The 19672-nt window shown below is 32.7% G+C and carries 24 protein-coding genes; 11 read left to right on the plus strand and 13 right to left on the minus strand.

The window, feature by feature from the left end; genetic code table 11:
- Positions 1-267: 267 nt before the first annotated feature.
- Genes HMPREF2642_RS01675 through HMPREF2642_RS01685 form a run of 3 tightly spaced genes read right to left on the minus strand, consistent with a single transcriptional unit; the run spans position 268 to position 2806 of the window.
- A complete protein-coding gene (locus tag HMPREF2642_RS01675; protein WP_030061357.1) occupies positions 268-915 on the minus strand; it encodes a 3-oxoacid CoA-transferase subunit B in 648 nt (215 codons plus the stop codon).
- Positions 916-919: 4 nt separating this feature from the next.
- The gene (locus tag HMPREF2642_RS01680; protein WP_070597596.1) at positions 920-1615 is read right to left on the minus strand and encodes a CoA transferase subunit A; all 696 of its coding nucleotides are present in this window, start codon (positions 1613-1615) and stop codon (positions 920-922) included.
- A gap of 3 nt (positions 1616-1618) precedes the next feature.
- On the minus strand, positions 1619-2806 hold the full coding sequence (locus HMPREF2642_RS01685) for an acetyl-CoA C-acetyltransferase (protein ID WP_030061361.1): 1188 nt from the start codon (positions 2804-2806) through the stop codon (positions 1619-1621).
- Positions 2807-3209: 403 nt separating this feature from the next.
- Here HMPREF2642_RS01685 and HMPREF2642_RS01690 point away from each other — a divergent pair, with 403 nt between their 5' ends.
- Complete coding sequence (locus HMPREF2642_RS01690; RefSeq protein WP_002434067.1) at positions 3210-3596, plus strand: VOC family protein; 387 nt, start codon at positions 3210-3212, stop codon at positions 3594-3596.
- Between the two features lie 181 nt (positions 3597-3777).
- Here the strand turns inward: HMPREF2642_RS01690 and HMPREF2642_RS01695 are convergent, their stop codons facing one another.
- Positions 3778-4029 carry a helix-turn-helix domain-containing protein gene (locus tag HMPREF2642_RS01695; protein ID WP_002469649.1) on the minus strand — a complete coding sequence of 84 codons (252 nt, stop codon included), beginning with the start codon at positions 4027-4029 and terminating at the stop codon, positions 3778-3780.
- Between the two features lie 112 nt (positions 4030-4141).
- Entirely contained in the window at positions 4142-4342 is a 201-nt protein-coding gene (locus HMPREF2642_RS01700; RefSeq protein ID WP_016898412.1) for a YozE family protein, read from the minus strand.
- A gap of 307 nt (positions 4343-4649) precedes the next feature.
- Here HMPREF2642_RS01700 and HMPREF2642_RS01705 point away from each other — a divergent pair, with 307 nt between their 5' ends.
- From HMPREF2642_RS01705 to HMPREF2642_RS01725, 5 genes are all read left to right on the plus strand, one after another.
- Positions 4650-4853 (plus strand): helix-turn-helix transcriptional regulator, encoded by a 204-nt coding sequence (locus HMPREF2642_RS01705; protein ID WP_002434049.1) that lies wholly within the window; start codon positions 4650-4652, stop codon positions 4851-4853.
- On the plus strand, positions 4850-5569 hold the full coding sequence (locus HMPREF2642_RS01710) for a DUF3169 family protein (protein ID WP_030061364.1): 720 nt from the start codon (positions 4850-4852) through the stop codon (positions 5567-5569). Before HMPREF2642_RS01705 ends, HMPREF2642_RS01710 begins: the two co-directional genes overlap by 4 nt.
- A 36-nt stretch (positions 5570-5605) precedes the next feature.
- Positions 5606-6448, plus strand: a complete 843-nt coding sequence (locus HMPREF2642_RS01715) for an ABC transporter ATP-binding protein (protein WP_030061365.1) — start codon at positions 5606-5608, stop codon at positions 6446-6448.
- Positions 6448-7083 carry an ABC-2 transporter permease gene (locus HMPREF2642_RS01720; RefSeq protein WP_030061366.1) on the plus strand — a complete coding sequence of 212 codons (636 nt, stop codon included), beginning with the start codon at positions 6448-6450 and terminating at the stop codon, positions 7081-7083. Before HMPREF2642_RS01715 ends, HMPREF2642_RS01720 begins: the two co-directional genes overlap by 1 nt.
- Before the next feature lie 410 nt (positions 7084-7493).
- Positions 7494-8852, plus strand: a complete 1359-nt coding sequence (locus HMPREF2642_RS01725; RefSeq protein ID WP_049427055.1) for an MFS transporter — start codon at positions 7494-7496, stop codon at positions 8850-8852.
- Between the two features lie 77 nt (positions 8853-8929).
- Here HMPREF2642_RS01725 and lepB read toward each other — a convergent pair whose 3' ends face one another.
- The 5 genes from lepB to HMPREF2642_RS01745 form a co-directional block, all read right to left on the minus strand.
- Positions 8930-9505 carry a signal peptidase I gene (gene lepB, locus HMPREF2642_RS01730; protein ID WP_002454395.1) on the minus strand — a complete coding sequence of 192 codons (576 nt, stop codon included), beginning with the start codon at positions 9503-9505 and terminating at the stop codon, positions 8930-8932.
- Between the two features lie 25 nt (positions 9506-9530).
- Positions 9531-9692, minus strand: coding sequence for a VraH family peptide resistance protein (locus HMPREF2642_RS11505; RefSeq protein ID WP_002434595.1), 162 nt, complete (start codon positions 9690-9692; stop codon positions 9531-9533).
- Positions 9693-9717: 25 nt separating this feature from the next.
- Positions 9718-10374: a hypothetical protein gene (locus tag HMPREF2642_RS01735; RefSeq protein WP_023349949.1), complete on the minus strand. Its 657-nt coding sequence runs from the start codon at positions 10372-10374 to the stop codon at positions 9718-9720.
- Positions 10375-10388: 14 nt separating this feature from the next.
- Positions 10389-10769: a hypothetical protein gene (locus tag HMPREF2642_RS01740; protein WP_030061370.1), complete on the minus strand. Its 381-nt coding sequence runs from the start codon at positions 10767-10769 to the stop codon at positions 10389-10391.
- 217 nt (positions 10770-10986) lie between these two features.
- Entirely contained in the window at positions 10987-11181 is a 195-nt protein-coding gene (locus tag HMPREF2642_RS01745) for a hypothetical protein (RefSeq protein WP_133063776.1), read from the minus strand.
- Positions 11182-11455: 274 nt separating this feature from the next.
- On the opposite strand from HMPREF2642_RS01745, the gene HMPREF2642_RS01750 reads away from it, so the two are divergent.
- From HMPREF2642_RS01750 to HMPREF2642_RS01770, 5 genes are all read left to right on the plus strand, one after another.
- On the plus strand, positions 11456-11857 hold the full coding sequence (locus HMPREF2642_RS01750) for a YxeA family protein (protein ID WP_023349952.1): 402 nt from the start codon (positions 11456-11458) through the stop codon (positions 11855-11857).
- Between the two features lie 13 nt (positions 11858-11870).
- Positions 11871-12269: a YxeA family protein gene (locus tag HMPREF2642_RS01755; RefSeq protein WP_049427063.1), complete on the plus strand. Its 399-nt coding sequence runs from the start codon at positions 11871-11873 to the stop codon at positions 12267-12269.
- A 162-nt stretch (positions 12270-12431) separates the two neighbouring features.
- Complete coding sequence (locus HMPREF2642_RS01760; RefSeq protein WP_002454391.1) at positions 12432-13190, plus strand: ABC transporter ATP-binding protein; 759 nt, start codon at positions 12432-12434, stop codon at positions 13188-13190.
- Positions 13180-15060 (plus strand): ABC transporter permease, encoded by a 1881-nt coding sequence (locus HMPREF2642_RS01765; protein WP_030061376.1) that lies wholly within the window; start codon positions 13180-13182, stop codon positions 15058-15060. Before HMPREF2642_RS01760 ends, HMPREF2642_RS01765 begins: the two co-directional genes overlap by 11 nt.
- A 44-nt stretch (positions 15061-15104) precedes the next feature.
- Positions 15105-15299, plus strand: a complete 195-nt coding sequence (locus HMPREF2642_RS01770) for a VraH family peptide resistance protein (protein ID WP_002434632.1) — start codon at positions 15105-15107, stop codon at positions 15297-15299.
- An 87-nt stretch (positions 15300-15386) separates the two neighbouring features.
- Here the strand turns inward: HMPREF2642_RS01770 and lip are convergent, their stop codons facing one another.
- The 3 genes from lip to HMPREF2642_RS01780 all read right to left on the minus strand — a co-directional run bounded on the left by lip (position 15387) and on the right by HMPREF2642_RS01780 (position 19560).
- Positions 15387-17690, minus strand: a complete 2304-nt coding sequence (lip, locus tag HMPREF2642_RS01775; RefSeq protein WP_070597599.1) for a YSIRK-targeted triacylglycerol lipase — start codon at positions 17688-17690, stop codon at positions 15387-15389.
- A gap of 493 nt (positions 17691-18183) precedes the next feature.
- Positions 18184-18333 carry a hypothetical protein gene (locus HMPREF2642_RS11675; RefSeq protein WP_002454386.1) on the minus strand — a complete coding sequence of 50 codons (150 nt, stop codon included), beginning with the start codon at positions 18331-18333 and terminating at the stop codon, positions 18184-18186.
- A gap of 477 nt (positions 18334-18810) precedes the next feature.
- Positions 18811-19560 carry a C40 family peptidase gene (locus HMPREF2642_RS01780; RefSeq protein WP_049427071.1) on the minus strand — a complete coding sequence of 250 codons (750 nt, stop codon included), beginning with the start codon at positions 19558-19560 and terminating at the stop codon, positions 18811-18813.
- Positions 19561-19672: the final 112 nt, after the last annotated feature.

Genomic DNA, 19672 nt, shown 5'->3' on the forward strand with positions numbered 1-19672 from the left:
TGCAACACAGCCTTAACAAAAATTAAGATCGCACATCACCTTTTGCCATGAGTTACATGCGCGAATCGTAATGAAAGAGCCATTCATTACGTCATCGCCCAATCTAACCTTCCTATTTTAATAAATATAATAAAGCTTTAAGTGATATCGTAGTAGAGTATCACTTAAAGCTTTTATAATGTAGCTATTAATTTTTCAAATCAGTATTAAAATGATGAAAACCAGAAAGAGAGGCGTCTTAATTAAACTTCCCCTTCACAGTCGCATTTACTTCAAACAATTCACAAAGTGTGCTTCTGTTTTATCTTCAACTTCTTTAAGTGTCACACCATCTTGTAACTCAACCAAACGCATCTGACCATCAATAAAATCAAATACGGCTAAATCGGTAATTAATCTAGATACAACACCCGCACCAGTTAATGGTAAATCACATTGCTTTTTCACCTTTGACGCACCATGTTTATTGGTATGGAACTTAATCACCACAACCTTTTTAGCACCAACAACTAAATCCATTGCGCCTCCCATACCTTTGACGAGTTTGCCAGGAATCATGTAATTCGCTAAATCGCCTGTTTCAGAAACCTCCATGCCGCCTAAAATTGCTAAATCTATATGTCCACCTCGAATCATCGCAAATGACTCCGCATTATCGAAGTAACTCGCCCCTTTTGCGACTGTCACTGTTTCTTTGCCTGCATTGATCAAGTCTGGATCTAGCTCGTCTTCAGTCGGATAAGGGCCTATACCTAGTAAACCATTTTCCGATTGAAAATAAACATTCTCTACACTTTCAGGCATCGCATTCGCTACCAATGTTGGCATACCAATACCTAAATTAATGTACATATCACTTTTAATTTCACGTCCTGCACGTAGCAAGATTTTCTCTTTAGGTGTTAATTCAGTCATGCGTTTAACCCTCCCTTAGCGTTCTTTTTTCGATGCGTTTTTCAAAATTTTCACCTTCGAAAATATAATCTACATAGATACCTGGGAGATGCACCTGATTAGGATCAATTTCACCAACATCAACAATTTTCTCTACTTCAACAACGGTTGTCTGAGCAGCCATCGCACATAATGGATTAAAATTACGTGCTGTTTTATTAAATATTAAATTTCCAGCTGTATCCGCTATATCAGCTTTTACGATGGCAAAGTCTCCTTGAATCGCTTCTTCCATGACATACTCACGGCCATTAAATACGCATGTTTCTTTACCTTCAGCAATCTCAGTACCTACACCTGTGGCAGTGTAAAATGCGGGAATCCCCGCCCCTCCTGCACGTAATTTTTCTGCTAATGTCCCTTGAGGCGTAAGCTCTACGTCTAACTCACCTGAGATAAATTGCTGTTCGAATAATTTATTTTCACCTACATAAGAACTAATCATCTTGTCCACTTGTTTATCCTGAAGTAACACACCAAGGCCAAAGTCGTCTACACCACAATTGTTACTAACAACAGTGAGTCTCTTAGTACCACGTGCTTGAATAGCTGCAATACTGTGTTCGGGAATGCCGCATAGACCAAACCCACCAGCAAGTATAGTCATGCCGTCTTCTAAATGTTCAAAGGCAGATTCAATATTCGTAATGACTTTACCCATGCATTATCCCTCCTCATAGTGAGAGACAACAGTAGCGATACCTTGTCCTCCACCAATACATAATGAAGCGATACCCGTTTTTGTGGTTTCGTTCAATTGATGTAATAACGTTACAAGTATACGCGCACCTGATGCACCGATAGGATGACCTAGCGCAATTGCGCCACCTTTCACATTTACTTTATCTTGTGGTAGTTGAAGTTCGCGATCAACTGCCAATGATTGAGAGGCAAAGGCTTCATTTAATTCGAAAACATCAATATCTGAAACTGATTTATTCGAGCGCTTCAATGCTTGACGAACCGCTTCAACAGGACCAATACCCATGATTGATGGATCCACGCCACTCGTGCCGAAACTATCAAGAATTGCAATCGGCTTAACACCTAAGGCTTTTGCTTTCTCTTCAGTCATCACTAACATCGCAGCCGCACCATCGTTAATACCGGACGCATTACCAGCTGTCACTGAACCATCTTTTTTAAACGCAGGACGTAACTTACCTAACTTATCTGCTGTTGTGCCTTGGCGGATACCTTCATCTTGCGAAACAATAATAGGATCACCTTTACGTTGAGGTACCTCAACCGGTACAATTTCAGCGTCAAATCCACCAGTTTCTTGTGCATGCGCCGCCTTTTGTTGTGATTGGGCTGCGAATTGGTCTTGTTCCTCTCTACTGATGCCATATTTTTCAACTAGATTCTCTGCAGTAATTCCCATATGGTAATCATTGAATTTATCAGTTAAACCATCACTTACCATGCTATCTTCTAATGCTTGATTGCCCATTTTAAAGCCAAAGCGACCATTTTTTAATAACATAGGTGATTGCGACATACTCTCCATGCCACCTGCAATAACAACCTCATTATCACCAGCTACGATAGATTGATATGCAAGTTGAATTGCTTTCAACCCAGAACCACACACTTTATTCAGAGTAAATGCCGGCGTTGCTTCAGATAATCCTCCTTTAATAGAAGCAATACGAGCAGGATTTTGTCCTTGTCCTGCTTGTAAGACATTGCCCATAATCACTTCATTGATTTCATTTGAATCTATACCTGTATTTTTAACGATGTGCTTGATGACTGTTGCACCTAAATCATATGCAGGTACATCTTTGAATGCGCCTCCAAATACGCCAATAGGTGTACGATATGCTTCTGCTAGAACTACTCGTGTCATGTATTATTCATCTCCTTATTATTTATCTTTTTATTCTGAAAATGGGGGTCGAACCACATGTCAGTCTCATGTAATTTTCCCTAATCTATAAAACAGTAAAACGTCTATATATTAAATATGAATTTCACCTGAATTACTGTTCTTTAAGGTACGATTTAAGTATGTATTCATACATCGCGCGTTCCCACTCATTACTGACAATAGTACCAAAATTTAGCTTTAATTTTCCAGAAACAATACATCTCTAAATAGATAAAAATGATTTAACATGATTAAAACGTTTAACTTGTCATTTTAAGACTGACCTTTCATGAAATATTACCTTAATTAATCATCCAATATTATGTATAACACAAAAAATATAAGGGAATTATTTAAAAAGTAGATAAAGGGGGAGAAATATATGGATATTATTGCAAATAGTATATTCGTTGAAAATCAAGAAGAAGCATTACAATTTTATACAAACGTGTTAGGCTTTAAGAAAAAACGCGATGAACCTGTCGGAGAGGGATTTCGCTGGTTAACACTTGTCTCTCCAACACATCAAGATGGTACAGAATTAATTCTAGAACCAAACGGCAATCCCATTTCTAAAGACTATCAAGAGCGCCTATATGAAGCTGGGATTCCAATTACAATGTTTGGTGTTAAAGATGTACAACAAACATATGAAACGTTATTAGAATCAAATGTTAACTTTAAAGTTACACCTACCACGATGGGTAGCGTCAGAATGGCTATCTTTGATGATACTTGTGGTAATTTAATTCAAATTATTGAAAATTAAATAAAAAATTAAGAAGAAATAGCAGAGTTTAACACGGCCGGGTAGACTGACCGCATTATTATAAACTCATATAGCTATTTCTTCTCGATTTTACATATCATGTTATGAATATAAGGTGAGAACTATTGTTGATTATTATGAATTGAGAAGTATATACTTACTTTCCTTTACATTTGCCTTATTACTTATTAATTGAAACATCATCAACTGAATCTTTTAGCTTTTTCATTTCACTATCTAAAAACTCTTGATGAGGTACATCGAAATACTTACTTAAAACAAGTGCATCTTCCATTTTGGGTTCGTTCTTACCATTTTCCCATTCCCAAATATGATGAACTTCATATTTAGTACCAAATTTCTTGTTTAAGTCTTCTACAAGCTCTTTAATTTCTAAATTATTTTTTTCTCGAATATTGTGTAAATTATTCATACTCAACACTCCCTGAAAGTCTTTTATACACATCACTTAAATACTTTGTTAAGTCTCTTTACTTTTAGAGAATTCATTTTCAATAAATATTAATAGTGATGATAAAAACTAATTACTTCTGTTGATACGTTTCAATAGCCTGATGAATTGTATCATGTAAACTTGGTTCTTCAAGCCAATGATGAAATCTTTCAATGATGTCTCTAGGGGTAGAGATATCTTCAGGAAAATCAATATCTTTCATACCTTCAAATAAATCGCCAAAATGACTTTTCTCACCTTCATAGTTTTTCATGAAGTTATAAAAACTCACCACTTGCACCTCCTGCATTTCATAACAATAGATATATATTAACAAAATATATACATTTCCAAAATACATTTGTTTTAATTTATTAGCGAAAAAATGTAAATAAACATTACAATTAATTGAATACATTTTTTAAATTAAATGTAACAGCAATATTCCTTTAACAATCGCTCGTTTAGTTCGAGTAAAGACAATCCCTTTCCCTCTTAAACCTTTAGCAGACATTTAAATTAACTTAAATGTTTTGACATTAATGCGCGTCAATTTGACTAAAGTAATATATGTTATTGATGTAAGGAGTTGATAGAAATTGCGAAATCGACTTAAAGAATTACGTGCAAGAGACGGATATAACCAAACGCAACTTGCTAAGAAAGCAGGGATTTCAAGACAAACCGTTTCTTTAATTGAACGTAATGATTTCACACCTTCTATTTTGACAGCAATCAAAATAGCTAGAATTTTTAATGAACCAGTAGAAAACATTTTTATCATCGAGGAGGGAGATTTATGAAAGTAGGAAGATACATATTATTAACACTTATCGGAGGAATAATTGGAGGATTGATAGGTCTTTCTTTCGGCGGAATTAAAATTTTAAGTCTGACACCATTCACTCATTTTGCCAAAACTAACGTCGTTATCATAATTGCAACTATATCTTCAATAATCAATATACTTCTAACTTTATATTTATTTAAAGTACACAAAGATGCACTCAATTTAAAAGTTAAAACTAGGAATCACATTGATGATGAGTCTGCAGATTTATATGAGAAAAAGGCATATCTAAAATCGATGAAAAGTGACTTTATCTATTCAATACAAATACTAATCAGTCTACTAACTATTTTAATCGTTGTTTTAGGTAATGCGTCAGCAAAAAATATAATGTTTGTGATAATACCTTACGTTATTACAATTATTCCAGCTTTGATGATAGGATTTTTCATCCGAAAATTTGATCCTAGATATCCTAAACTAGGAGAGAAAAACTATATCGAAAAAACATTAAATTTATTCGATGAAGGTGAACGTCATATCACTTTAATTGCTATGTATAAATTGTATAGAGTTAACATCTCATTGATAATTGGAGGGTGTTTAATCGTTGGTCTATTCTCAATTTCCACAGGCATTAACCAAACATTGAGCTTAATCATATTAATTATTCTTTTTGTTTATAACACATTTGGTTACTTAACTAAAATCAATAAATTTTATAAATAATACTAAACATGTTTAATTTTTCAGGAGGATAGTCTTATGGAAAAGTTTTTAGATATTCAAAATCTTAATAAGTCGTATACAAATTCAGAATTTCGACTTTCAAATATTTCTTTTTCAATTGGACAGGGTGAAGTGATTGGCTTAATCGGTAAGAACGGATCAGGGAAGTCTACCCTCATTAATACAATTGTAGGAAATAGACATAAAGATAGTGGTTCAATTCGCTTTTTCGATGAAGAAGTGAGCGAAGAAGACGTTCAATACAAAGAGCATATTGGTGTAGTGTTTGATGATTTAAGAGTACCTAATAAATTGACTTTAACATCTATAGACAAAGTATTCACTAATATTTATAACACTTGGAATAGTGATAAATTCTTTTCATTGGTAAAGGAATTTGAATTACCAACACATAATCAAATCACTACCTTCTCAAGAGGTATGAGAATGAAAACAGCATTATCCATTTCAATGGCACATGACTCAAAGTTACTCATTCTTGACGAAGCAACTGCTGGGATGGATGTATCAGGCCGAGAACAAGTGATTGAAATTCTTGAAGATTTTGTGGCACAAGGTAACAGCATTCTAATTTCTTCTCATATTTCAGAAGATATAGAACAACTCGCTAATCAATTAGTATTTATGAGAGACGGCGAAATCATTTTAAAGGAAAGTAAAGAAGAACTACTCAAAAATTATGGCATTGTTGACCAACCTGTTGAATCATTTAATATTTCTAACGACTATTTGGTCGCGTCACGTCAAAGAAATCATAATAGAATTAGTCTTGTGAACAATCATCATGAGGTTCCCGAAGCCAAACAAATTAACAACATTGATGATGCAACTAAAATTATTATGAGAGGTGATAAATAATGAAAGGTTTAGTATTGAGTACTTTATATGCAACTAAAAAACCATTAATTATATATTTCATTGTTGGAATCATAACAGCTATAATTATGACTTTTTTAAACCCAACTATGAGCGGTTTCATGGTAGTAGTATTATTGGTTTCATCTATTGCAGATAATTTCAAACGCGAAAAAGATTCTAAATGGATGTATTACGTCTCTACATTGCCTGTAAAACGTGCTGATTATGTAAAGAGTTACTATTTACTTTTTGGCGCTATCACAGTCATCTCTTTTGTGATTAGTTTCCCAATTGTATTGATAATTACACACAGCATAAATATGGCGTTGATTGCCTTTTTAGTTTGTGTTGGTTGTACAGGGTTATATTCCGCACTATTCCCATTAACATTTAAATTCGGCCCTGAAAATTCAAACACAATCATCATGATTACCGTTTTCTTTATGATTATTATATATTTCGTATTCTATATTTTAGCACTTGCTCTAGGTGCACATCATGATAGTTCAATGATTAATATGTTAAGTAGTACAAATAGTTTACTTGTGTTTATTGTCTTTGGCATATTGGGGTTAGTGACTTTTGCCTTAACTTATATTTTATCTATAAAAATTTTTAATAAAAAAGAACTATAATAAGTTTCATATATCCCCTCACTATTACAATAGTGAGGGTTTTTTAGTATGGCTAAGATCATCCATTAATAACCTACTTTTTTATTTAATATGATTAAAAGCAATTATGCTTTAGATAATAGACTTTAATAAGGGATAAGAATATTTTTAAAATTAAATTCTAAATCTAAACAAATAGATTTTTCGTACAATTCTGGATATTATCAACATGTTATTATATGATGTGGATAACTTGAAGTTTATCTCTAAATGTTGCTATACAGGTGTTTGGGTTTAGTTATCCATAAAGTTATCCACAATTATTAAATAAATATGTTAGTAATGTTAATAAAATTTTAATCTCAAGTTAATTGTTACTTAATGACACTCAATTACGCTTAAAAAGACAAATAATTTAAGGGAATGATAATATGGAAATCGTAAAAAATAAAAATGATTTATTTAGAATTATCGACCATGCAGACCAGAAACATACATCTAAAATTCTTCTTTTTATGATATTAGGCACGATTTTTTTAGATGCGTATGACATTACCATTTTAGGTACAATGACAGACCAGCTAACGAAAGAATTCCACCTATCTCCAACAATGCTTTCAGTGGTTATGACTTCCTTACCTATTGGAGCACTTTTTGGAGCCATACTAGGGGGTTCACTTGCATATAAATTCGGGCGTAAGCGTATATTATCTGTCTCATTACTTATCCTTGTAATCACTTCTTTAGGCGCAGCACTTGCTCCTCATTTAGCTATTTTACTTATCTGCCGCTTCATTATGGGCTTCGCTATCGGTATGGATAGTCCTGTTGCATTCACTTTCATTGCTGAAATTAGTAATAAATGGCAGAAAGGTCGTAATGTTAACTATTGGCAGGTTGTATGGTATGTAGCAATCGTTGCCTCAGCTTTAGTAGTTATCGCCTTCTTTTTAATGGGTACAGGTGAACACTTATGGAGATTCGCAGTTGGCTTTGGTGCTTTGATTGCTTTAGTACTCTACATTTTACGTATTAATTATTTAAAAGAGAGCCCAACTTGGATGATTAATCACCACTCTCTTAAAGAAGCTACCGAGTATGTACGAAATAATTATGATGTGGATTTAAAACTTGAAGGTACTGGGGAGTCATTTTCCGAGAATAAATCTTCAAAGTCTTCTGGCACTGAAATATTTAAACCTAAATATTTGAAAAGGATTGTACTAGCAACAGCCATTTCAACATTACAGGGAATGCAGTACTATGGAGTAGGATTATATATCCCAATAATTGCAACTTACATAATTAGTAAAGATAAATTAGGCGTGCTATTAGGTACAGCTATCGTGAATATAGCAGGTATTATTGGTGCTTATGTAGGATCGCAACTGACATATAAGGTAGGTACACGCCGACTCACAATGATTGGTTTCAGTCTTGTGTTAATCGCGATGGTTATGACGGGCTTGTTCTATCATAGTCTACCAATGATTATCAATACATTCTTGATCGCATTGTTCTTATTTGGACATTCTGGTGGACCTGGTACACAAGGTAAGACGATTGCGGCTTTATCATTCCCAACATATTTACGCTCACAAGCTACTGGTTTCGTAGAATCAGTAAGTCGTACGGGAAGTATTATCGGTACATTTGTATTTCCGATTATACTTGCAGCTGTGGGATTAACAAATACGATGCTTATCTTAGCCATCGTTCCTTTAGTTGGTCTAATTATCACGACTGCATTGAGATGGGAAGCTGTTGGAAAGAATGTAGAGGACGAGTAAATATTATATAAAGAAAGCCTCTTAGCTAGACCTCCCTTAATTGAGGGTAGTCTAAATTGCTAAGAGGCAATTTTTTATTAATTAGGGAAAGTACCTGGATTAAATCCGCCTTTCCATTTATTTAACGGCCAATATCTAAATAATACTTTACCAACAAGTTGATCTTTATCGACTAATCCTACATCGTAACGACTATCAACACTATTTTGACGATTATCCCCTAATACTAAGTATTTATTTTTAGGGATTTTCATATGTCCATTAGCGCCTCTAACTGTTTTAGATTTAAAATTCTCAGTTAAATACTTTCCGACTTTATGTTTCTTATTATAATTTAAATATGGTTCCGACACTTTCTTATTATTTAAATATAATTGGTCTTTCTTGTACTCTACAGTATCTCCAGGTTTACCTATTAAACGTTTAATATAGTCATCTTTTTTAGTTGCATGAAAAATAACTACGTCGCCAGAATTAATATGATTCAATGTTTTAGAAATACGGCTAACCATCACTCTATCCCTGTCTTCAAAAGTAGGATGCATAGACTCACCTGAGACGGTATAGGAAGTAAACAAGAATTTCTGTACTAATCCAACAATGATAAGCGCTACTGCAATTGCAATAATCCATTCTAATATCTCTTTTTTCATGGTTTAGGCTCCTTGATTCTTTAAATTATTCTTCTTCAGTTGTGTGGATAAGGTAACCAACACCTAACGCTGCAGGTATACCAATAAATGGTGTGAACATTGAACTAAATAATAAACCAAATACTAAGGTACATAAGATACCTAAATATCCACTTTTTTGTTCATTCTCAATAAATTTTTTTATCAAAGATTTAATTCTCCTTTAATGCTCACTATTGTACTATACCATTTTTAATTTTCACATTCTTACCGGTTTTAATTTTATCGTATTGTTTCTTTGGTACAACAATGACGCGTTTACCTTTATTCGTTTGTATAGTAACAGTGTATAATTTTTCATGAGGTTTCATTTGATTTTTTAACATATTCATTTGGTACTTCACACTACTTGTCTTACTCTGATTCTCTTGAGAGGCAATGATATAGAAATACAACCAATTATTATAGTATGACGTCGCCATATATTGTGAAGTATATGGCGCACCTGAGCTGTATCGTCGTCTTGGTGCCATCATTGAACGTGCTTGTTGAGATTTAGTGTGATATGCACCTTGTTTATACTTCGAAGCATTTCTACTAGAAGCTATACTACTTGTTCTAGTTGCTTGTTGCGCAGCACGTTGGCTTGATTGTTGGGCAGCTCGTGACGCATTAGCTGCACTTGAGCGACTCATTGATGAACTAGATGATGTTGAGCCTCTTGCAGCTGACGAGGAAGCACTTGATGATGAACTACTACTTGAACTACTTGAGCTAGAACTACTAGACCCTCCTGATGTTGCAGCGTCTAATTCCGTTGATAACATACCAAGTGAGGCTGTAGTGATAATAATCATTAAACTTATAAATTTTAATATTTTACCTTTCATCAACTCACCTTTTCTTATTTAGATACTTCATCTTTAGAAACTGCTTTACCTTCAACATCATCATCGCCGTATGTCATGTAAGGTGGGCGATAGACATGAATTTTACTACCATCTTTAACTATGTATGGTTTTTTATTTCCATCACTTAAAATATGTTCATAAACATGTTTTAAATCTGTTTTCTCTAAATGTGATTTACCTTTATTGTCTTTATATTTAATCTCTACATTAGGCGTGTCTTCTCCACCATCATTTAGTACTTCATAATATACGTATTCATATTTATCTGATTTTTGACTTTCCTTCGAAGGTTCTTTCTGCTTTCCAGTTCCCCCACAAGCTGTGAGGATAAATGCTAAACTTAACAAACTAATTAATAGTATTAACCTTTTCATAAACATACTCCTTTATAGTCTTTAAAGTTTCATAAAAATTATAACAATTGTTTTTTAAATTCATATTAAGATTTAACCAAACTCAATGATTTACAATGTTATTTAACTGCATCATCTCATAAATTAATTATGTAATACAAATTATTTTTTAATATCCCAAATAATTAAAAAATGTTGAGAATGAACATTAAAAATTCCCAACACTAGTTGATTACATCTATTTACTTTCTTTAAAATCTTTGATGACTATAATATTGATAATTAGCCAAATCAATTGGCAAATCAAAGGCGCAAGAAATATTCCTATAAATAGAAAGGCAAATTTATATCCTTCCATTTCATTGTTTAAGCCATTCATTAAACCTAATACTAGTAAAATAAGTGCCACCACTACCCAAAAAATTGTAGACACCACCATCAAATCCATGAAATTTTCATACTTTTACCTCACTTATAGTTATGAAATATATATTAAGTATGGCTATTGTTTCAACTTTTAAATTGATGTAATCATATCAAACAGTTCTAAAGGTTAAAAACGTTCTTAATTACACATAGAAGGATCAAATTTTATAAACCTTTCAACCGTGTAAGTTTCAATCGTTGATTTGTAAGATTAGATAAAGGCAACGTTACAATAAAGCTCCTACAATGAAATTGTAATCAATTCAAAGGAGTGTTTATTCATGAAAGCATTAAAAATTTCATTAACTACTGTAGTAGTTATTATCTTATTACTAGTAGGATTACTTTTCGGATTAAAAGTTTATGGCGATCATCATCCAAATAACAAAGATGTTAAAAGTTTAAATATGGCTAACCCCTTAGAACCAACAAAAGAATATTATGTGAAAACGACTAAACCAATGAAACATAAACCTAAGCAATATGAAGATGTTGATAACGTTTATAAGACTACTGGTTATGATGATAAAGGCAACAGTAAAAAAATCTTATACACAGGAATGAAAAAACTTAAACCAAATCATTATTTAAAAATTAAAGAAAAATTAAACACAGTGAGAAGCTATGACGAAGTTAAAAAAGATGAAATTCCTAAAAAAGCAATGAGTAAATTAGAGAAATAAATGGTGAAAGATTATGAAAGCTTTGAAGAAACTATCAATTACACTAGGCGTTTTTATTCTTCTAATTGGTGCGCTCATGCTAGTAGGTAAAATTTATAGTGAACATCATCCAAACGACCCCACAGTACGAGATTTAAATAAATATAATTTTATGATACCTAAAGAAGATTATTTTGTTAAAACTGATAAACCTGTTAAAAAAGAAAAATTCGGAACAGACTTCTATAATTATACTTATAAAACTGTTGGTTATGATAAAAAAGGTGATGGCAAGAAAATCACCTATACCGCAACTAAGAAATTAAAAACAAATCATTATCTCAAGTTAACAACAAAACAGGATCAAGTTTTAAGTTATTCAGAAGTTAAAAAAAGAGAGATTCCTGAAGACGCCAATAAAAATTTAAATTAATTTATTTCCACGATCTTTTAAAAGGTCGTGGTTTTATTTTTATAAAGATAATTAAATCTTACATACCTGTAAGTTACAACAAGCAATTTGTAAGGTTAGATAAAGGCAACAGCCATAGATTCTCTCTACAATTTAAGTATAAACACATTGAGGAGTGAGAAGATGACGATATTAAAAGTTAACAAATTATCAAAAGTATATGGAGACAAACAAAAGTACCAAGCACTTAAAGATATCAGTTTTTCAGTTGAAAAAGGAGAATTCGTAGCAATCATGGGACCTTCTGGTTCAGGTAAAACTACATTATTAAATGTTCTTAGTTCTATTGATACTATCTCAGGAGGTTCTGTAGAAGTCGATGGTAATGAAATAAACAAACTAAGTAATAAAAAGCTTGCAAATTTCCGTAAAAAACAACTTGGATTCATCTTCCAAGATTATAGTGTACTGCCTACTTTAACCGTTAAAGAAAATATTATGCTTCCACTTTCAGTCCAAAAAATTCAAAAATACGAAATGGAACAGAATTACAAAGAAGTGACAGAAGCTCTTGGTATTAATGACCTGGGAAATAAATATCCTAGTGAAATTTCAGGTGGACAACAACAACGTACGGCAGCCGCCCGTGCTTTCGTTCATAAACCAAATATTATCTTTGCCGATGAGCCTACGGGTGCTCTAGATTCGAAAAGTGCTCAAGATTTACTTAATCGATTAGAAGATATGAATAAACAATTTAATTCAACGATTATTATGGTTACTCATGACCCATCAGCAGCAAGTTTTGCTGAGAGAGTAATTATGTTGAAGGATGGTAATATTCATTCTGAAATTTATCAAGGAGACGACTCTAAACAAGACTTCTATCAAGAAATCATCAAATTGCAATCGGCATTAGGTGGTGTCACTCATGACGTTTAATCAAATTACGCTTAAAAATTTAAGACAGAACATCAAACACTATGGCATGTTCTTATTCTCTTTATTATTAAGTATCGTACTTTATTTTAGTTTCTCAACTTTGAAGCATTCACACAGTATTAATAATTCAACTTCTATGGCAATAATTCAAAAAGGATCTAGTTTCGGAGCATCAATTTTATTCATTATTATTATTATATTCTTAATGTACGCGAACCACTTATTCGTTAAAAGACGTACAAAAGAGTTTGCATTATTCCAACTTATCGGACTCACAAGAGGAAATATTCTTAGAATGTTAAGTATTGAGCAATTCGCGATATTTGTAATTACAGGTATCTTAGGCGTGCTCATTGGAATTTTCAGTTCACAACTTTTACTTGCCATTGCTTCTAAATTGATGAAGTTAAAAGTTCATCTTTCAATAGGATTTGAACCCCAAGCACTAATCATTACTATCATAATGTTAGTCATTGCTTTTGTTTTAATACTTGTTCAGAATTACCTTTTCCTAAAAAGAAGAAGCATCTTAACAATGATGAAAGATAGTTCTCAATCTGAAGCAACTAAAGCACGTATTTCAGTTCCTGAAATTATTGGTGGTATCCTAGGTATCTTAATGATAGCTTTAGGGTATTATATGGCAACTGAAATGTTTGGTGTATTTAAATCACTTACTATAGCATTAGTTACACCATTCATTATTTTATTCTTAACAATTGTCGGTGCTTACTTATTCTTTAGAAGTTCAGTGTCACTCATTTTTAAAACGATAAAACGTTCAAAGAATGGTCGTGTTTCAATCACAGATGTGGTGTGTACATCTTCTATCATGCATAGAATGAAGAAAAATGCGATGTCATTAACAGTCATCGCCATCATTTCAGCGTTAACTGTTACAATTCTTTGTTTTACAGCTATTACTAAAGCAAATTCGGATTATAATATTGAATCATCAACACCACAAGACTTTGACTTCTCAAAAGGTAAGCAAGCGCATAAATTTGAACAGCAATTAGATAAAAATAATATTAAACACGATAAACATACTTATGAGTCAATTAATCCTAAAACAGTTAAAGATAACGTTATGACATTACAAGATGATTCTGAAGGTTTCTCACAGAATACGTCAATGATTGTTAATAAAGATCTTAAAGGTAGTAACGCTCGATTAACAAACACTAAAACCGCTATCGGAATGATGAAATTTAATATGAATCAAAGTATCACAGTTAAAGGTAAGTCTAAAACAACTGTAAAAGTAACAGATAAAGACGATTCCAAAGTTTATCCATCTGAATTATCATATGCAGCTCCTATAGTAGAAGTAAGTCCTAAAGTATACAACTCATTAAAAACAGATAAAAATACTGCGCACGTTTATGGATTTAATATTAAACATCATAGCGATATGAAAAAAGCTGAACGTATCGCGTCGAAAGTTGATCCAAATGTAACTTCTAAAGATGAATTGAAAAAAGTGGTGGACGCAACAAATGGTATTTTCATATTTGTAACTTCATTCTTAGGATTAGCGTTCTTAATCGCAGCTGGATGTATTATTTACATTAAACAAATGGATGAAACTGAAGATGAAATCGATAATTTTAAAGTCTTACGACGAATCGGATTTACTAATTCTGATATGTCTAAAGGGTTATTATTAAAGATTTTATTCAACTTTGGATTACCTTTAATTATAGCTCTACTACATGCGTTATTTGCGGCACTAGCCTTTATGCATGTTATGGGCAATGTAACAATGGTACCTGTATTCCTAGTAATGATTGTTTACACAGTCATCTACCTCATCTTTGCTCTTATAGCATTTATACACTCAAATCGTGTCATTAAGCGCTCAATTTAAAAAGGATTTTTCAAATAATTAATTAAAAAAGGATGGTATTTATTATGAAAATTAAAGATTTAATCAAACAATCATATGAGGATTTAAAAAATTTAACTATTAACTGGTTCAATATCTTAATGTTAGTTGTCATTGTATTTGTTTTAAGTAATATTATTACGCCTATCGCAGGTATTCCTGTTGGACTATTAGGAGGCGCATATTTCTTAAAACGTCGTGAAGAAAAAGAAGATCAATAACTTAATCATAAAAAAAATAACACCCTCATTGGAGATGTCAGTACAGTTCGACACATCCTTTGAGGGTGTTTTTACTATGTGAAGTTATTATTTTTTAGTTAGACCATCTAATTCCTCAACTCTCATCATATTATTTATCATACCTAAATAATATTTTCCTAATTCAGCACCAGTACGTTTGAAATCAGGGAGATCAAGGCCGATTAAATCTGCATGATCCCAACCGTTTTGTACAGGTCTGACTTGCCAAACCCCTTTACTTGTAGCTGGGTTCAAGAAGCCTACTTTTTTGAATGCTTGAGCAGTAGGATATATTGACGATGATACAGGTACTAGACCGTCATTCACTCTTACATTTTTATTTTTATCTCTACCAATGATACGACTCGTTATATCCATTGCGAATAACTGTCTTACGTCTGGTATTTGAAATCCTAGAGGGCCAGTATGCGTAGCTGCACCTGTATAAGTTGTGTATACAATATTAGGGTTTAAGTTTGTCATTTTATTTAACTTTTCAGCACCAGCAGTTGTTAAATCATTAATTGCTTGGTCTTCAGTATCCCAAATTCTACTATTTGCAACGCGTTCAGCATATTCTATATAGCTTTCATTTGGTTTTTGTTTAAAGCCCCATTGAGAAAAGCCTAAATTTAAATCTAGCAATCTACTACCACTTAGACGTCCTATACGATTCATTGCATCTTTAACAATTTTACGTGTACCTAATTTATCGGCAGCAGGCGTACCATTATGTGGTGTTCCTACAGTAGTGATAGTTGATATCATATTATCTTTTCCACCTTTGAAGAGATCTGATACCGTACCACCATGTTGACGTTGATAGTCTATTTCTTCTTGATTTCCATTTCTTAAGAAATGCTCCATCAAACGAATCGTTTGACCACCCATACTATGACCAACTAAATGAATTTTTTTACCAGGTGCCCAATCCGGCATAATACCTTCATATGTTCTACCATAACGATGATGACCATATTTAGCCGCATGAGCTGCACCGTAGTCTACGCGACCGCCTTTAATGTAGTAGTACAAGTCAACCGCACGATCATAGTTACTGCTAAATGCACCAATATTTGCTTCATGTACACGGTAACCTTGTTTAGTCAATTCACTTTTAATATTATATTTACCTCCACCCCAATAATTTGGGTAAAGTGTAAACGCATCTTCACCGACTAAACCAGCAAAACCATGAACGAACACGACAGGATATTGATTTTTATATTGAGCTTGTAGCGTTTGTTTAGAAAGTTTGTTCGGTTGATGAGATTGTAGTGTTTTTGGTTTTGTGGAAGTCGGTCTTTCTGTTTTATCTGTTTTAACTGATTGTTTCGTAGTATTTTTATTTTCTTGTTTCATGGATGGAGTTTTCTTAGTTGGTTGGTCTACTTCTTTTTCATTATTTTGTTCCCGAGTATCTTGTTCTTTATTTGAAGATTTTAATTGAGTTGAGTCTTTCGGGTCATCATTGTTTTCAGTAGATCGAAGTTGAGTATTTTGTGATGATTGATGGGCACCCTTAGACTGAGGATTATCATTGTCAGTTTCGTCTTTGTTGTTTCGAGACTCTTGCGTTGTTTCTTGAGGTTGTGAAGATGAGGAATTTTGTTTAGATTCTTTTGGGTATGTAGTATCACGAGTTGATAAATTATCCTCAGATTTTTGTGAGTGCTGTGAATCTGGTTTATCTTGAGGGTCTTGTTGATCTTGCGACTTAGTTGATTCTTGAGATTCAGAAGGATTATCGCTTGAGTTACTTTGAGTTACTTTATCATTTTCTGATTTGGTTTCTGTTGGTTTACTTTCTGATTCATATTGCTTGTTATCAGTAGATGTTGCGTTGTCTTGCGTAGAAGTGTTATCAGCTTTTCTTTCACTATTATTTGTTTTTTTAGACGGAAGGACGTCTTGATTATCTAATTCTTCCTTCTTAGTATCAATCGCTTCTGATGTGTCTGGAGTATCGTTATGATTAGTTGCTTCTTTCGTGCTTTCTAATGATTGATTTTGAGAGTTTTCTTTATCTTGAGGATGTTGAGTTGGATTCGTTTGTTGTGTTTGAGTAGATTGAGTTGATTCGGTTTGTTGAGGTTGAGAATGTTGCGTTGATTCGGATTGCTGTGGTTGAGAAGTTTTTGAAGATGATAACTCAGACTCACTTGGCCGTGATTCATTTTCTTTTAAATTCTTTTGAGCAGTTTGAGTTGTTTCATTTGAATGTGAAGGTGTATTAATTTGTTGGTTTGTCTCTTCTGCGGCATGTGCTTGTTGTCCCCCAATAAAAATCGTTATACCTGTGACAATAGACACGACTCCGACAGCGTACTTTCTAATACTAAATCTTTTCTTTTCATTATAATTTTTCAAAATAATCACCTCTATAAGTTTTTTCCCTTATAAAGATTGAAAATATAACTGCTATCTTTAAATTAACATACAAACGTTTAAATTTTTTAACTTTTTTTATTAAAGTTTTGTTAAAATTTATATTTTGCTTTCTTCTATATTTTCAATTTAACAAATAATTATTATAATTCGATAGATTACCTGTAATTTGATATATTAAGTACTAAATAATATGTGTGAGGTTATTTTTAATGGAGAGTTACCAACAATTTCTAAACAGCCCTAATACATTTATATGGATAGCTTTTATTTTATATTTAATTAGTAGTTTAGTCTTTTTTAGTGTCACAGTTTTCGTGGGTTTACGTCATGTGTCTCTTAAAGAAAGAATCATTACTACCTTTGTTTTAAGTATCGTTTTAACACTTACGTTGACTACACTTACTTATTGCATCGTCTCTAAATAAAGAACTGGAAAGTCTGAATTAAATAACAACTTTCCAGCTTCACTATGTTAAACTCTATAATCTTCTACATTTATTATTTCATCACATTGTTTTGCTATTAATTGATCATGTGTGGCTATTATAATAACACGGTCTTTAGCTTTTAGACTGAGGAGTGCTTTAATAATTTTCTGACAATAGTCAATTATATATTTCATTATAAAACCCACCTGCAATAAACAAGTGGGACATGTTTCTCATAAAAATTAGTAAGATTCTCTTTTGAAGTTATTTAAAATCTTTTTCACATAAATCTATCTTGTTGATAAGTATTTGTTTTAAGATAAATTGCATAAAAATATTTCTTTATGAAAATAAATAGTCTCTTTGAGTAAAAAAGAAGCTGAGACGTAATTCATTGTCTCAACCTCACTCAATATGTTGGCAGTAGATGTCTGAATTGAAAGTGCGCTTATATCAAGCTTCTTTCAATCCTAGTCATCCTTGTCGCGGGACCCCAACATAGAGAATTTCTTTAGGAAGAAATTCTACAAACAATGAAAGTTGGGGTGGGACGACGAAAATAATTTTGACAAATTATGTTTTCTGTCCCACTCTCTTTTCGATGAGTTAATATAATGATGTATTATGAGTAGTACTTTCGTATATTTTATACATTTAATACCTTAATCATTTTAACCTCTTGTATATATCCGAACCGGTTTTGACTTGATATACCGATGGAGAGCATATGGATAAATAATGAATTGTGGTTGAGAGAAAGGGCGAACTGAGGATGGTCCGGCACCATAATAATAAGATTGCCAAACAAGTTTCGAACAATATGTAGCTCCTTTTGAATATGGATTCGGCGTTATATTATAGGGCACATGATTAAAATGAGATTTCGCATAGTTTCTAGCTTTGCCTCTATATTTTTTTGATGCTCGATATACACTGATATAACGATGTTTGGGGTGTCCTTTTTTCTTTTTTAAAGTACTATATTTCCATTTTCGAAAGCTTTTTGTCCTTGTAGATTTTCCATATCCACGAGCTTCTTTAATGTATCCATTCCCTACGTAAATCGCAGCATGACCTGTGAGCCCTTTGGCGCTTACACCATTTGTGATGAAATAGTCACCTTTTTTCAAATGAAATTTCTTTTTTCTTTTACGATTTTCTCGATCTATTTGGTCTTGTTTTTGTTGTTTCTGCCATTGTTCTTCAGCTGTTCTCTCAAACTTTGCTTCTTCTTCACGATTTTTAGCTTGAATTTGCTTCCATTGTTCTTCAGTAATTGATTTAGACACAACACCTTCATCTTGAAGTTCTTTCAACGAATTAGAGTTAGTTGAGCTCTCAACTTGAGCGTCTATACTTCCTGTAGTTAAAACTGTGCCACATATTGTAGTACATAATAAACTAGTTATTAACTTTTTCATTGATTTCCTCCTATGACTTGACTGTGTTTCATTAAAAAACATATCATATAATTGTATTATTTATTTAAATTTTACAAAATATTAACAGAATAAAAATACTTAGTTAAGGAGA

The sequence above is a fragment of the Staphylococcus sp. HMSC055A09 genome, assembly GCF_001809655.1.
Classification (GTDB): Bacteria; Bacillota; Bacilli; order Staphylococcales; family Staphylococcaceae; genus Staphylococcus; species Staphylococcus capitis.